The organism is Kibdelosporangium persicum (genome assembly GCF_013280595.1).
Taxonomy (GTDB): Bacteria; Actinomycetota; Actinomycetes; order Mycobacteriales; family Pseudonocardiaceae; genus Kibdelosporangium; species Kibdelosporangium persicum.
In genome coordinates this window covers 128,518-142,094 of sequence record NZ_JAAATY010000009.1, presented here as the reverse complement: position 1 = coordinate 142,094, position 13,577 = coordinate 128,518, and the positions used below count along the sequence as shown (strand labels likewise).

Annotated in this window: 9 protein-coding genes; 8 read left to right on the top strand and 1 reads right to left on the bottom strand. The window is 69.0% G+C overall.

Features of this window, described 5'->3' with window-relative positions:
• Positions 1 to 67: 67 nt before the first annotated feature.
• From GC106_RS18315 to GC106_RS18280, 8 genes are all read left to right on the top strand, one after another.
• The gene (locus tag GC106_RS18315) at positions 68 to 2,335 is read left to right on the top strand and encodes a sodium-translocating pyrophosphatase (protein WP_173131880.1); all 2,268 of its coding nucleotides are present in this window, start codon (positions 68 to 70) and stop codon (positions 2,333 to 2,335) included.
• 117 nt (positions 2,336 to 2,452) lie between these two features.
• A complete protein-coding gene (locus GC106_RS18310) occupies positions 2,453 to 3,109 on the top strand; it encodes a hypothetical protein (protein WP_173131877.1) in 657 nt (218 codons plus the stop codon).
• Positions 3,082 to 3,819 (top strand): hypothetical protein, encoded by a 738-nt coding sequence (locus GC106_RS18305; RefSeq protein WP_173131874.1) that lies wholly within the window; start codon positions 3,082 to 3,084, stop codon positions 3,817 to 3,819. The genes GC106_RS18310 and GC106_RS18305 overlap by 28 nt, the downstream gene beginning before the upstream one ends.
• A gap of 49 nt (positions 3,820 to 3,868) precedes the next feature.
• Positions 3,869 to 4,435 (top strand): hypothetical protein, encoded by a 567-nt coding sequence (locus tag GC106_RS18300; protein WP_217280681.1) that lies wholly within the window; start codon positions 3,869 to 3,871, stop codon positions 4,433 to 4,435.
• Between the two features lie 271 nt (positions 4,436 to 4,706).
• Positions 4,707 to 7,565: a type I DNA topoisomerase gene (gene topA / locus GC106_RS18295; protein ID WP_173132321.1), complete on the top strand. Its 2,859-nt coding sequence runs from the start codon at positions 4,707 to 4,709 to the stop codon at positions 7,563 to 7,565.
• Between the two features lie 533 nt (positions 7,566 to 8,098).
• A complete protein-coding gene (locus GC106_RS18290) occupies positions 8,099 to 8,572 on the top strand; it encodes a hypothetical protein (protein WP_173131868.1) in 474 nt (157 codons plus the stop codon).
• Positions 8,573 to 8,653: 81 nt separating this feature from the next.
• Entirely contained in the window at positions 8,654 to 10,708 is a 2,055-nt protein-coding gene (locus GC106_RS18285) for a bifunctional MFS transporter/dTMP kinase (protein ID WP_173131866.1), read from the top strand.
• Positions 10,705 to 11,895: a DNA polymerase III subunit delta' gene (locus GC106_RS18280; RefSeq protein WP_173131863.1), complete on the top strand. Its 1,191-nt coding sequence runs from the start codon at positions 10,705 to 10,707 to the stop codon at positions 11,893 to 11,895. Before GC106_RS18285 ends, GC106_RS18280 begins: the two co-directional genes overlap by 4 nt.
• On the opposite strand, the gene GC106_RS18275 is transcribed toward GC106_RS18280, so the two are convergent.
• Complete coding sequence (locus GC106_RS18275) at positions 11,886 to 13,520, bottom strand: hypothetical protein (protein ID WP_246366142.1); 1,635 nt, start codon at positions 13,518 to 13,520, stop codon at positions 11,886 to 11,888. The genes GC106_RS18280 and GC106_RS18275 overlap by 10 nt on opposite strands.
• Positions 13,521 to 13,577 lie beyond the last annotated feature (57 nt).

Sequence of the window (13,577 nt, the reverse complement as noted above, 5' to 3'; positions counted from 1 at the left end):
GGCGCGCACGTCCCGTCGGGGTTGTCAGCGGACGGGAGAAATCGGCAGATGTCACAGGAGGACATGGATGTCCGGGCAGTACCACCTTGCGGAGGCTGCGCTCTCCGGTGGTGACCGCAGCATCGTCGCTGTCGTCGCCGTGGTCGCCCTCGCTGCTCTTGCCGTCGGTTATGTGCTGCTCAGGGAGGTGCTGGCCGCGGGCCAGGGCACCGCGAAGATGCAGGACATCGCCAAGGCGGTCCAAGAGGGCGCGGCGGCCTACCTCAAACGCCAGCGCAACACCCTGATGATCTTCGGCGTGATCGTGTTCCTGCTGCTGTTCGCGCTCCCCGCGGACACAGTGAACGAGCGGATCGGCCGCTCGATCTTCTTCCTCGCCGGTGCGATCTTCTCGTTCGGCATCGGCTACCTCGGCATGTGGCTGTCCACCCAGGCCAACCTCCGGGTCGCGGCGGCCGCCAACGACGAGGGCGGTCGCGAGAAGGCGATGCGGATCGCGTTCCGCACCGGTGGTGTGGTCGGGATGGCCACCGTCGGCCTCGGCCTGTTCGGCGCCGCGCTCGTGGTGCTGGTCTACGCCGGTGAGGCGCCGAAGGTGCTGGAGGGCTTCGGTTTCGGTGCCGCGCTGATCGCGATGTTCATGCGTGTCGGTGGCGGTATCTTCACCAAGGCCGCCGACGTCGGTGCCGACCTGGTCGGCAAGGTCGAGCAGGGCATCCCGGAGGACGACCCCCGCAACGCGGCGACCATCGCCGACAACGTGGGTGACAACGTCGGTGACTGCGCCGGTATGGCCGCCGACCTCTTCGAGTCCTACGCCGTGACCCTGGTTGCCGCGCTGATCCTCGGTAGTGCCGCGTTCGGCACCCAGGGCCTGCTGTTCCCGCTGATCGTCCCGGCCATCGGTGTGATCACCGCCGTGATCGGTGTGTTCATCACCAAGGCCCGTCCCGGCGAGAACGGCCTGAGCGCGATCAACCGCTCCTTCTACATCTCCGCGCTGATCTCCCTGGTGCTGTGCACCGTCGCCGCGTTCGCGTTCCTGCCGACCTCGTTCGCGGGGCTCGAGGGCGCGAAGAACGTGGCGCTGGGCGGAAACCCGGGCCTGATCGCCGCCGTCGCGGTGATCATCGGCATCGTGCTGGCCGGCATCATCCTCTGGCTGACCGGCTACTACACCGGCACCGAGCACAAGCCGGTCAAGCACGTCGGTGAGACGTCGGAAACCGGTGCGGCGACGGTGATCCTGTCCGGTATCTCGGTCGGTTTCGAGTCCGCGGTCTACACCGCGATCGTGATCGGCGGTGCTGTCTACGGCGCGTTCCTGCTGTCCGGTGACGTCACGGTGGCGCTGTTCGCGATTGCTCTGGCCGGTTGTGGTCTGCTGACCACCGTCGGTGTCATCGTCGCGATGGACACCTTCGGTCCGGTGAGCGACAACGCCCAGGGCATCGCCGAGATGTCCGGTGACGTGCACGGCGAAGGCGCGCAGATCCTGACCGAGCTGGACGCGGTCGGCAACACCACCAAGGCGATCACCAAGGGCATCGCGATCGCGACCGCCGTGCTCGCCGCGACGGCGCTGTTCGGCTCGTACAGCGAGGCGATTCGCGACGCGGCTGGTGCGACGACGGACTTCGTCGCGAACCTGGTCAGCCCGAACACTCTCGTCGGTGTGCTGATCGGCGCCGCTGTGGTGTTCATGTTCTCCGGTCTGGCCGTCAACGCCGTGTCCCGTGCCGCGGGGGCGGTCGTGTACGAGGTACGGCGCCAGTTCCACGACAACCCCGGCATCATGGACGGCTCGGTTCGTCCCGAGTACGGCCGTGTTGTGGACATCTGCACGAGGGACTCGTTGCGTGAGCTCATGACGCCGGGTCTGCTGGCCGTGTTCGCGCCGATCGCCGTCGGCTTCGGTCTCGGCGTCGAGTCGCTCGCCGGGTACCTCGGCGGCGCGATCGCGACCGGCACGCTGATGGCGGTGTTCCTGGCCAACTCCGGTGGCGCGTGGGACAACGCCAAGAAGCTCGTCGAGGACGGCAACCACGGCGGCAAGGGCTCGCCTGCGCACGAGGCCACGGTCATCGGTGACACCGTGGGCGACCCGTTCAAGGACACCGCCGGTCCGGCGATCAACCCGCTGATCAAGGTGATGAACCTGGTCTCGGTGCTGGTCGCGCCCGCGGTCGTGACGTTCTACATCGATGGCGACACGGCGCTGCGGATCGTGATCGCCCTGGTCGCGGTGGCCATCATCGCCGCGGCGGTGATCGTGTCCAAGCGTCGCGGCAGTGCGATCGCGGACAGCCCGGCCGAACAGGTCAACAACGCCTGATCGACCTCCGGCAGCAGTGCGGGGCCACCCTTCCTTTGGCGGGGTGGCCCTCACTCTGCCCAAACCCGGGCGCGGGTACCGTCGCGCTTGCCCGTGTCCCCGAGGCCAGGAGAGTTCATGAGTCGTCGCCTGACGTTCATCGCGGCCGCGACCCTGGGGGCCACGCTGGCCCTTGCCGGGTGCTCCAGCAGCGACGGCGAGAACCCGCCGAACGCCGCAGCTCAACAAGGCACCAGCGGCAACCAGCAGCCGGGTCAGCCGCCCGCGGACGGCGGCGGCACCGGTGGTGGCGGCGAATCGACGCCGCCGCCTGCCCCACCGGCGCCCAGCAACGGCGATCCGGTCAAATGGGTGGACAACCTGTGCGGCCCGATCAGTGACTTCACCAAGTCGCTCGCCGGCCGGATGGGCGACCTGGCCAACGCCACCGACCAGGCACAGATGCAGGCCAAGCTCGGGCAGTTCATCGACAACCTGGCCGGCGGTCTCGGCGGCACGGTCGACCGGCTCAAGCAGTTGGAGCCCGCTCCGGTCAAGGGCGGCGACGACGTCAAGAACAAGATCATCAGCTCGTACACCACCTCGCAGAACGCGCTGAAGGAAGCCGCGGCCAAGATCCGCGCTGGCGACCAGGACGCGGCCGCGCAGGTGATGCAGAGCCTCGGTGACGAGACGGCCAAGATGGTCGACCCGTTCAAGGACAACGACACCGCCGAAGTGCGGGACGCGATGACGAAGGCACCACGATGCAAGGACATCCCGAGCGGCAGCTGAGCGTGCGACGTGCCGTCATGGCGCTGACCGCTTCGGTGCTTGTCGCCGGATGCCAGGTCCCGGCGAGTTCGTCGGCCCGGCCGGGACCGGCCACCACCACTGCCGCCGTCACCGCCGCGGTCGGCTGGGCCGACCGGCTGTGCGGCGTAATCCTGGAGTACGACAGCGTTCCGGCGAAGTTCGAGGTGGACTCGACCAGCCCGGACGCCGCGGTGTCGTCGCTGACCAAGTCGCTGGACGCCTTGTCGGCCCGGATCAACGACGCCCTCGGCAAGCTCAGGGAGGTCGGTCAGTCGCCCGTGGCGGGCGGCGACGAGGCCGTGCAGAGCCTGATGTCGCTGCTGGAGACGCGGCGGAGCATCGTGGAAGGCGCGTTGGGCAGGCTGCGGAACGTCAACCTGAGCGACCGCGCGGCGGCCACAGCGGCGCTCCAGGGCGTCGCAGGCGACCTGCAGAGCCTCAGGACGCCGGTGAACCCGCTGGAGGGGATGGGCTCACGGTTCCCGGAGCTGCAGGCGGCCGCTCGCAGCGCGGACACGTGCACGGAGATCACCCGCCTGCGGGCGAGCAGGTCGGCTCTGCCGCCCACACCGTCTTATCCGTCGTATCCTGACGAGTTTCCGACAAGCCCGAGCACGCCTCCGCCGAGCTCGGGATCTACCTCGACCTGGCCGTCCCCGCCACCCGAGCCGACGTACCCGACGCTCTGACGTCTCGCGAGAGTGGAACATATGTTCTACTCTGTTACTCGTGGGGCAGATGTCGTTCTTCTCCGCCGAGGCGCTGCAGCCAGGGGTGGCCGACCTGGCTGGGCTGCTGTGCGCGTCAGGGCAGGTCGCGCACTTCGCGCGGCGCGCCGCGCGGCTCTCGGTGGTGGTCGACGAAGCATGGCGCCGTGACGCGTTGGCCGAGGCCTTCGCCGAGCGCGGCATCGATCCTGAGGTGGGGGTGTCCGACGAGGAGCACCCGCTGGTCAGGACCGCTTTCCGGACCGATCTGATCGGCCTGGCCGGCGCGTGGACCCGCGGCGCGGCCAAAGCCGTGCCGGTCGGGCTCGCGCTGGACGGCGCCGCCCTGCGGTTATGGGCGCTCGCCGCCGGTCGCTGGGTCGAGAACGGCTACCTGCTCGGGCTGGATCCGGAGGCACCGGAGACCCACGAGCCGCTGGTCCAGGCCGTCACCCGGATCGGGCTGCCGGCCGGGCTGCTCGGCGTGCGGGGAGGCGGACCCGGCCTTCGGCTGACCGGGCGACGCCGGATCGGCCGCCTGGTGGAACTGGTCGGCAGAGTGCCCTCGCCTGCCGCTGAACCGTACTGGCCGGGCTAGGATTCGTCCATCCGGGTGAATTTCCCTCGCGCGCGTAGGGTCGCTATCGGTGATGCACGCGAACGGGTCGTCGTGCTAGTAGTGGATTGCCCGTAGACCGTGCCGGATCGGGGCTCACGTGCGACGGGACACGCTTCGGTAACGAGCCCGATGCTCTCGGCGAGTTAGAGAGGGTCGTCGGCGGTAACCCGGACCTAACGCCGTTCACCGGTGTGCCCCGGGCCACCTCCGCTACGGGTTACGGCACTGGGCAGTGCACACTGACGGGCTGATGCTCGAAGTCGGGCATCTCGACAGGCGGGACAGAGGGCAGGAAAGCGTGGCAGCAACTCGGACGAAAAAGAGCGACAGTTCGGCCAACGGGGCCGAACCGCGCCGACTGGTGATCGTCGAGTCGCCGGCGAAGGCCCGCAAGATCGCCTCCTACCTCGGCCGCAACTTCGTGGTCGAGTCGTCCAAGGGGCATATCCGCGACCTGCCCCGCAAGGCCGCCGAGGTACCGGCGAAGTACAAGGGCGAGTCGTGGGCCAGCCTCGGCGTGAACGTCGACAGCGGCTTCGAGCCGATCTACATCGTCACGCCGGACAAGAAGTCCACGGTCACCGAGCTCAAAGAGGCCTTGAAGAACGTCGACGAGGTCTACCTCGCGACAGACGGTGACCGCGAGGGCGAGGCCATCGCGTGGCACCTGCTGGAGACGCTCAAGCCCAAGGTGCCGGTGCGCCGGATGGTCTTCTACGAGATCACCGAGCCGGCCATCCGCGAGGCCGCCGCCAACCCGCGTGACCTGGACCAGCACCTGGTCGACGCCCAGGAGACCCGCCGCATCCTCGACCGGCTGTACGGCTACGAGGTCAGCCCGGTGCTGTGGAAGAAGGTCATGCCGAGGCTGTCGGCGGGCCGCGTGCAGTCCGTGGCGACCCGGATCGTGGTCCAGCGCGAGCGCGAGCGGATGAGCTTCGTCTCCGCGTCGTACTGGGACATCGCGGCGACGATGGACGCGGGCGCCAAAGCCGACCCGCGCAACTTCGGCGCCCGGCTGATCGCCGTGGACGGCAGCAGGCTCGCCACCGGCCGTGACTTCGGCCCGGACGGCAAGCTCAAGAACGCGGGCGACGTGCGCCTGCTCGACGAGACCGAGGCACGTCGCCTCGCCGAGGCGCTCAACGGCGCCGACATGCGGGTCGCGAGCGTCGAGGAGAAGCCGTACACCCGCAAGCCGTACGCGCCGTTCATGACGTCGACGCTGCAGCAGGAGGCCAGCCGTAAGCTGCGCTTCTCCGCCGACACGACCATGCGTGTCGCGCAGCGCCTGTACGAAAACGGCTACATCACTTATATGCGTACCGACTCCACGACGCTGTCCGAGACAGCGATCGCGGCGGCCCGTGCGCAGGCCGAGAGTTTGTACGGCAAGGAGTTCGTTCACCCGACCCCGCGCCAGTACACGCGCAAGGTGAAGAACGCGCAGGAGGCGCACGAGGCGATCCGCCCGGCCGGTGAGGTGTTCCGCACGCCCGGCCAGGTGGCGAACGAACTGCAGTCCGACGAGTTCCGGCTCTACGAGCTGATCTGGCAGCGCACCATCGCGTCCCAGATGGCGGATGTCCGCGGCACCACGATGACCGTGCGGATCGTCGGCACGGCCTCGTCCGGCGAGGAGTGCACGTTCTCCGCCTCCGGCCGCACCATCACCTTCGCCGGCTTCCTCAAGGCGTACGTCGAGACCGTCGACTCCGAGCAGGGCGGCGAGGCCGACGACGCCGAGCGCAGGCTGCCGCGGCTGGTCAAGGACCAGCCGGTGACCGCGACCGAGCTGACCGCCGACGGGCACTCCACCAACCCGCCGCCCCGCTACACCGAGGCCAGCCTGATCAAGGCACTGGAAGAGCTGGGCATCGGCCGTCCGTCGACGTACTCGCCGACCATCAGCACCATCCAGGCACGTGGCTACGTGTGGAAGAAGGGTGCGGCGCTGGTCCCGTCGTGGATCGCGTTCGCCGTCGTCGGGCTGATGGAGCAGCACTTCGGCAGGCTCGTCGACTACGACTTCACCGCGACCCTGGAGGACGAGCTCGACGGCATCGCCGCGGGCCGCCAGGAGCGCAACGACTGGCTGTCGGGCTTCTACTTCGGCGGCGCCGTCGGTCCCGAGGGATCGGTCGGCCGGGCCGGCGGTTTGAAGAAGCTGGTCGGCACGGGCGTCGACGAGATCGACCCGCGGCTGGTCAACTCGATCCCGATGTTCGAGGACGCCGAAGGACGCAAGGTCGTCGTGCGCGTCGGCCGCTTCGGCCCGTACCTCGAACGTGAGGTCGACGGTGAATCGCAGCGGGCGAACCTGCCCGAGGACCTGCCGCCGGACGAGCTCACCCTGGAGATCGCCGAGCAGCTGTTCGCGACCCCGCAGGAAGGCCGTTCGCTCGGCACGGACCCGGTGACCGGGCACGAGATCGTGGCGAAGGACGGCCGCTTCGGCCCGTACGTGACCGAGGTGCTGCCGGAGGACAACGGCAACAAGAAGGTCAAGCCGCGCACCGGCTCGCTGCTCAAGTCCATGTCCCTGACGGACGTGACCTTGGAAGACGCGCTGAAGCTGCTGTCGCTGCCGCGCGTGGTCGGCAAGGACCCGCAGTCCGGCGAGGAGATCACCGCCCAGAACGGCCGCTACGGGCCGTACCTGAAGAAGGGCACGGACTCGCGGTCGCTGGCCAGCGAGGACCAGATCTTCACGGTCACGCTCGACGAGGCGCTGAAGATCTACTCGGAGCCCAAGAAGCGGGGACGCGCGGCCGCGGCCTCGGCGCCCCCGCTGAAGGAACTCGGCAACGACCCGGTCTCCGGCAAGCCGATGGTCGTCAAGGACGGCCGTTTCGGCCCGTACGTGACCGACGGCGAGTTCAACGCCTCGCTGCGCAAGTCCGACAGCGTGGAGGCGCTGACGGACGAGCGGGCCGCGGAACTGCTGGCGGAGAAGCGCGCGAAGGGCCCGGCTCCGAAGAAGACGCCCGCCCGCCGTAAGACGACGACGGCGAAGACCGCTACCACGAAGACGGCGACGGCCAAGACGGCCACCAAGACCGCCGCGAAGCCGCGTGCGACAAAAACCGCCGCCAAGTCCAAGTCCTGACCTGCCTGGTCACCCTCGTGAGTGTTTATCAGGGTTAGAACACCGATAAACACTCACGAGGGGGCCTGGGGGCCTGGGCCTGGGGGTGTCCACAAAGTTGTCCACAGGTGCCTGTGGATCATGAAGTGCCTGCGGTCTCAGCAGGTCAAAGCCGAAAAATCCTGTGGATAACCAGCCGTCGGCCAACCATCGCGGTCGGTGCCACCCACTACGCTGGACACCGGGGGCCGGAGGCCGCGCCCGTGCCGCCATCGCCGGTCGCACCCCTGAAATCCTTGCCACGCAAGGTGTTCCGGCTGAGCAGCCCCCGATGTCCACGCTACCTGTGACCACCGACATCCCGAACTACCGGCGCACATGTTATCCACAGGGCTTGGGATGATACTTGGACAACTCGACGTTTGCGCAGGTCAACAGCTTGGCTGCGCTGTGGATAACTCTGCGGGGTGGGAGCCATCCCACGTTTGCCGGACGAGAAGCGAGCCTCTGCCGGGTTACCCTGATGGGGGGCCTTGACAGCGGAGGGTGACCGAGTGGCAGACAACTCAGTGACCGGGGTCGACGGCACCTACGAGCCCGCACCACCACCGTTACTGTCCGACCCGCTTTCCGGCCTCGTCACCGGCGCGAATCTGCCGATTCAGCGGCGCGAGGAGTTCCGGCTGGTCGTGCCCAGGCCGCCGAATCCCGACGACCTGCGGGAGGCCGTGGACCTCGCCCTCCTGGAGGAACAGTTCCCCGCCCCGGAAGAACCCCCGCCGCCACCCGCGCCCGAGGCCGAGGAACCGGGCAAAGTGAGCCCGCTCAGGCAGTGGCCGGCGGCCGCCGCCGTGGCCCGTCGGCTGCGTGCGACCAAGGAACGAATCCACAGACCGCCCATCCGGCGCAAACCGGCCGGCATGGGCAGCGGAATGGCCGTCGTCATGGTGATCGTGCTGGTCACAGTCGTGATCCTGTACTTCGTGATCACCAGCCTGGTGCACACCTTCAGCCAGCTCTTCGGCTGACTTCGGCTGAAGCTACGCTGGTGCCGGAATGAGGTGGGTCGTATCAGCGTAGGCGGGGACCAGACTGCACGGGCCGGGGACATGCACCCGGTCCGTTCTGACGCGTCCCTGGCGCACCGCATCCGCAGCGTGCTGGCCATCCGGCCGTTCCGCAGGCTCTGGGGCGTCAGCTTCATCTGCAGCACCGGCGACTGGCTGTCACTGCTCGCGCTGACCGGTCTGATCACCAAACTCACCAACGACTACGCGTTCCAGAACTACGCGTTCGCGGGCGTCGTGCTGACCCAGCTGCTGCCAGGGTTGCTGTTCGCGCCGTTCGGCGGGCTGCTGGCGGACAGGTTCGACCGGCGCAAGGTGATGGTCGTCTGCGACGTCATGCGCGGCGGCCTGCTGATCTCCATCGCCCTCGTCGGCACGCCGGTCTGGCTGCTCATCGCCAACTTCCTGGTCGGCTGCTGCCAGCTGCTGTGGATCCCGTCCAAGGACGCGGCCGTGCCGAACCTGCTGCGGCGCAAGGACCAGGTGGAGACGGCCAACCAGCTCGCGCTGGTGATGACCTGGGGCATCTCGGTGATCGCAGGCGCCGGGCTGTACGCGCTGATCACCGGCGTCTCCTCGCAGGTGTTCCACGTCCGGCTGGACGACACCGGCATGCAGTTGGCCACGATCATCGTGATGATCAACGGCCTGTTCTACCTGACGTCCGCGGTGATCGTGGCGACCAGGGTCCCGGAACTGTCCATCCGCGCCGTGGCCCCGGTCAAGCCGGCCGAGACCAGCCCGGCTGGACCCAGCGAGGCGCCGCAGGACAAGACCGGCCTGTGGGCGATGCTGCGCGACGGACTGCGGTTCATCCGCAGCACCAGGCTGGTCCGTGGCCTGCTGGTGGGCATGACAGGTGCGTTCGCCGCGGCGGGCGCGCTGGTCGGCAGTTCCAAGCCGTACTCGTCCAGCCTGCTCGGCGGTGACTCGGCGTTCGGCTGGCTGTTCGCGGCCCTGTTCATCGGCCTGGGCAGCGGGATGGCGTCGGCCACCAAGATGGCCCAGCGCATTCCGCACAACCGGCTGTTCGGCATCTCGATCGTGCTCGCGGGCCTGGGTCTGCTGCCGATCGCGGCCTCGCCGCACCTGTGGGTGTCGCTGGTCGCGGTCACGTTCGTCGGCGCGTGTGCCGGCATCGCGTTCCTCACCGGTGTCACGATCATCGGCACGCAGGTCGAGGACGCCATCCGCGGCCGGATCAACGCGATCTACCAGTCGCTGATGAAGATCATCCTGGCGCTGTCGATGATCACCGTGCCGCTGCTGATCGGCCTGGTCCGGCCGCGCACCATGGAGATCTTCGGCAGTCCGGTCGTCGTGGACGGCACCAGACCGGTGCTGTTCGGCGCGGGCCTGATCGCCGCGCTGGTCGGCGTGATCGCGTACCGGCAGATGGACGACCGCCGCACCGAGACGATCCTGGCCGACCTGAAGGCCGCGATCCGCGGCAAGCCCAGGCGGTCGACCGGGCTGCTGATCGCCGTGGAAGGCGACACGGCCCAGGACACGGCGGCCCAGTCGCGCCTGCTGACCGACTGGCTCCGGCAGTCCGGAAACCGCGAGATCATGCTGGCCACCGACCCGACGCTCAACGACAGCCGGCTGCGTGCCGTGCTCGCCGGTGCCGAACTGACCGGTGCACGAGCCCACGCGCTGGTCGCAGCGGCCGTCCGGGCCGACATCGTGGAGCGCGAGATCCGTCCGGCGCTGGACCGTGGCGCGATCGTGGTGATGGAGCGGTTCGTCGACAGCCCGTTCGCGCACCTGTCCGCCCTGGCCGGGCTCGACCCGGAGGAGATGGAAGGGCTGACGGACTGGGCGACCGCCAAGCTGCGGCCGGACCTGACCGTGCTGCTCGACCGCGATCCGGCGACCTTGCCGGCGATGACGTACCAGTCCAACGACCACCATTGGCGGGTCCAGGACCTGTTGACGGAGATGGCGTCGTCCGACCCGGACCGCTATGTCGTTGTCGACTCGGACGACGATGACGAAGCCACCGCGCAACGCGTCCGGACGGCGGTGCGTGGCGCGATCCCGGCCCGCAAGCTCGGGCTCGACGAACCTGAACGGACGCCAGTGGAGGCACAGTGACCGTCGTCTGGTCGCAAGTTGTCGGGCAGGCCGAAGCTGTCGAAGTGCTGACAAAGGCCGCGAACGCGGCCGCCATGATCGTGCGGGGCGAGCAGGCCGCGGCGGGCGGGATGACCCACGCGTGGCTGTTCACCGGACCGCCGGGATCGGGTCGTTCCGTTGCGGCACGGGCGTTCGCCGCGGCTTTGCAGTGCGATTCCGGCACCGGGTGCGGTGAGTGCAGCGGTTGCCGCACCACGATGGCCGGTACGCACGCGGACGTGCGCCTGGTCGTCCCCGAAGGTCTGTCCATTTCGGTCGCTGAAATGCGTGCGCTGGTGCAGACCGCGGCACGGCGCCCGACCAACGGCCGCTGGCAGGTCGTGATCATCGAGGACGCCGACCGGCTCACCGAAGGCGCGGCCAACGCACTGCTCAAGGCGGTCGAGGAACCGCCGGAGCGCACGGTTTTCCTGTTGTGCGCGCCGTCGGACCACCCGGACGACGTGTCTGTGACCATCCGATCCCGTTGCCGTGGCGTGTCTTTGCGTATCCCACCGGCCAAGGCGATCGCGGAAGTGTTGGTGGAACGCGATTCCGTCGACCCGGACACCGCGCAGTGGGCTGCTTCGGTGTGCGGCGGCCACGTTGGCCGTGCTCGGCGGCTGGCGACAGACGAGGCCGCGCGGGAACGCCGGGCCGCGGTGCTGCGCATCCCCTTGGGACTGCGGCGGCCGGGAGACGTGTTCACGCTCGCCGACGAGCTCGTCAAGGCGGCTGAGACGGAAGCGTCGGAACAGAGCGAATCCCGTGACGAAGTCGAGCGGGAAGCCCTCAAGACGGCGTTGGGCGCGGGCGGCACGGGAAAGGGCACCGCGTCGGCGACTCGCGGCTCGGCCGGAGCGCTGAAGGAGCTGGAACGCAGGCAGAAATCACGGGCCACCCGAACCCAGCGCGACACCCTCGACCTCGCGTTGGTCGACCTGGCCGGGTTCTACCGCGACGTCCTCGTCACCAACAGCGGCTCGGACGCGGCACTGAACCACCCTGATCACGCCAACGACGCCCGTACCGCCGCGGCTTCGTGGTCGCCTGAGTCGACGCTCCGGCGCCTCGAGGCGGTCCTCGCGTGCCGCGAGGCGCTGGAGCTGAACGTCAAGCCACGCATCGCCGTCGAGGCGATGGTGACGACGCTGTACTACGGCTGATCGGCTTCACCCTCGGTCGGCCGCACCCGGCGAATCCGGCGGGCCGGCAGAGCCGCGACCAGGATGACGCCGACCAGCAGCAGCGTCGTGCCGGTCCAGAACATCGGAATCGCCTGGTAGGCGCTGGTGTACGCCAGCTTCGGCTCCTGGGGCGCGGGCGGCTTCGCGGCAGGCGGCCCGTCCGCCGTCCCGCACACCACACCGCCGGTCGGCGCCGCGGCTCGGGCGACCTGCTCACCCAGCGAGACCTGCGCCAGCGCGGACGGCAGGCCCGGCAGGCCAAGCGCTTGCGTGGGCAGGACCTGCAGGTCCAGCATTCGTGCGCTCGCGGCCAGTTGGTGGCCCTGGAACGGCTGTGTCATGTCCTCGGCCTTCTGCTGCAGACCGGCGATGGACAGCCGCAGCACGCCGATGTCGAGCCGCAACCGGTTGAGCTCGTCGGCCTTGGGCAGCAGCGGGGAGTCCTTCGGCAGCGCGTTCGCCAAGTCGCCGATCAGCGGCAGTTTCCTGAGCGCGTCGGGCAGCTGTGTGCTGAGGTTCGGCAGCGGAATGCCGATCGGCACGTCGAACGTCGGGTGCGCGGCGTCCAGTTTGTACAGGACCTTGTCGCCCTGCTTGACCTCGAGCACCGGGGCGACGTACTTGACCGACGAGGTTTTCGCGTCGCCGGTCGACGTGACCTGCAACGTCGGCTGGCTGACGACGTTGACCGACATGGCGAACGGCGTGCCGCCCAGGAGGTTCAGACTCGCGACCTGAAGCGTGGACGTCGACCGGACGGCCTTGTTCGCCGATCCCGGGATCTCGACCAGCTCCACGACCGACCTGGTGGACAGCGTGTTCGGCACGCTGATCAGCGAGCCGTCGCCCTTGTTCGGGCCCGGCAGCAGCCCACCGAGCTCCGCCAACGGCCCCGGCAGCGCCTTGAGCTGGTCAGTCAGCGCGGTCAGCTGTTCGGGGCCGAGTTTCGACTCGGTCAGTTTGCCCGTGAGGTCGTTCGTGCCCGGCAGGGTCGGGATGGCGTTCAGCAGACTCAGGCTGGCGACCGAGGTGCTGGCGTCGGACAACGGGCTGACGCACGGGCCGAGGGTCTCGCTCCACCGCGCGTGCGCGCTGCCGTTCATCAACCCGATCCGGACTAACGCGTCCAGCGGCGTCTGCGGCGGGTTGAGCCCGAACGTCATCGGCTTCTCGTTGTCCGGCGGCGAAGTCTGCGCGACCGCCCCCGGCGACTGCGGACTCTTGCCCTGAACGGCCACGCCGCCCGGCGAAGCCTGCGCGATGGAATGCTCGGTCGCCAGGTACGACTCCGAGTTGACCTGCGCGCTCGAGAGGCCGAAGCCGACCTCCAGCGCGGACTGCTTCGGCAACTTGTCGGAGTACCCAGGCAGAATCGTGTTGGTCGGCGCGGACGCGGGCAGCAACCGGATCATCGAGAGGGCGGTCCCGGCATCCCCGATCGCACGCCCCAGCGGCTGCGGTCCGTTCGGCGCGGAGGCAGGCGGCGCGTTCGGGTCCTTCGGCGCCGGAATCGGCGTCGTCGTCGGTGGCTGCGCGGCAGCGGGCGCGGCGACCAGCGCGAGCAAAGCCGCGGCTACCGGCATGGCCAGGGCGCTTCTGCGCATCAACGAACCCCTCCTTGCGACCGCCGTCACACTTCCCAACGACCGACCCGCCCATCG

Coding starts and splice junctions, on each gene's coding strand:
- GC106_RS18315 (WP_173131880.1), top strand. CDS start 68: ATGTCCGGGCAGTACCACCTTGCGGAGGCTGCGCTCTCCGGTGGTGAC.
- GC106_RS18310 (WP_173131877.1), top strand. CDS start 2,453: ATGAGTCGTCGCCTGACGTTCATCGCGGCCGCGACCCTGGGGGCCACG.
- GC106_RS18305 (WP_173131874.1), top strand. CDS start 3,082: ATGCAAGGACATCCCGAGCGGCAGCTGAGCGTGCGACGTGCCGTCATG.
- GC106_RS18300 (WP_217280681.1), top strand. CDS start 3,869: ATGTCGTTCTTCTCCGCCGAGGCGCTGCAGCCAGGGGTGGCCGACCTG.
- topA (WP_173132321.1), top strand. CDS start 4,707: ATGCTCGAAGTCGGGCATCTCGACAGGCGGGACAGAGGGCAGGAAAGC.
- GC106_RS18285 (WP_173131866.1), top strand. CDS start 8,654: ATGCACCCGGTCCGTTCTGACGCGTCCCTGGCGCACCGCATCCGCAGC.
- GC106_RS18275 (WP_246366142.1), bottom strand. CDS start 13,520: ATGCGCAGAAGCGCCCTGGCCATGCCGGTAGCCGCGGCTTTGCTCGCG.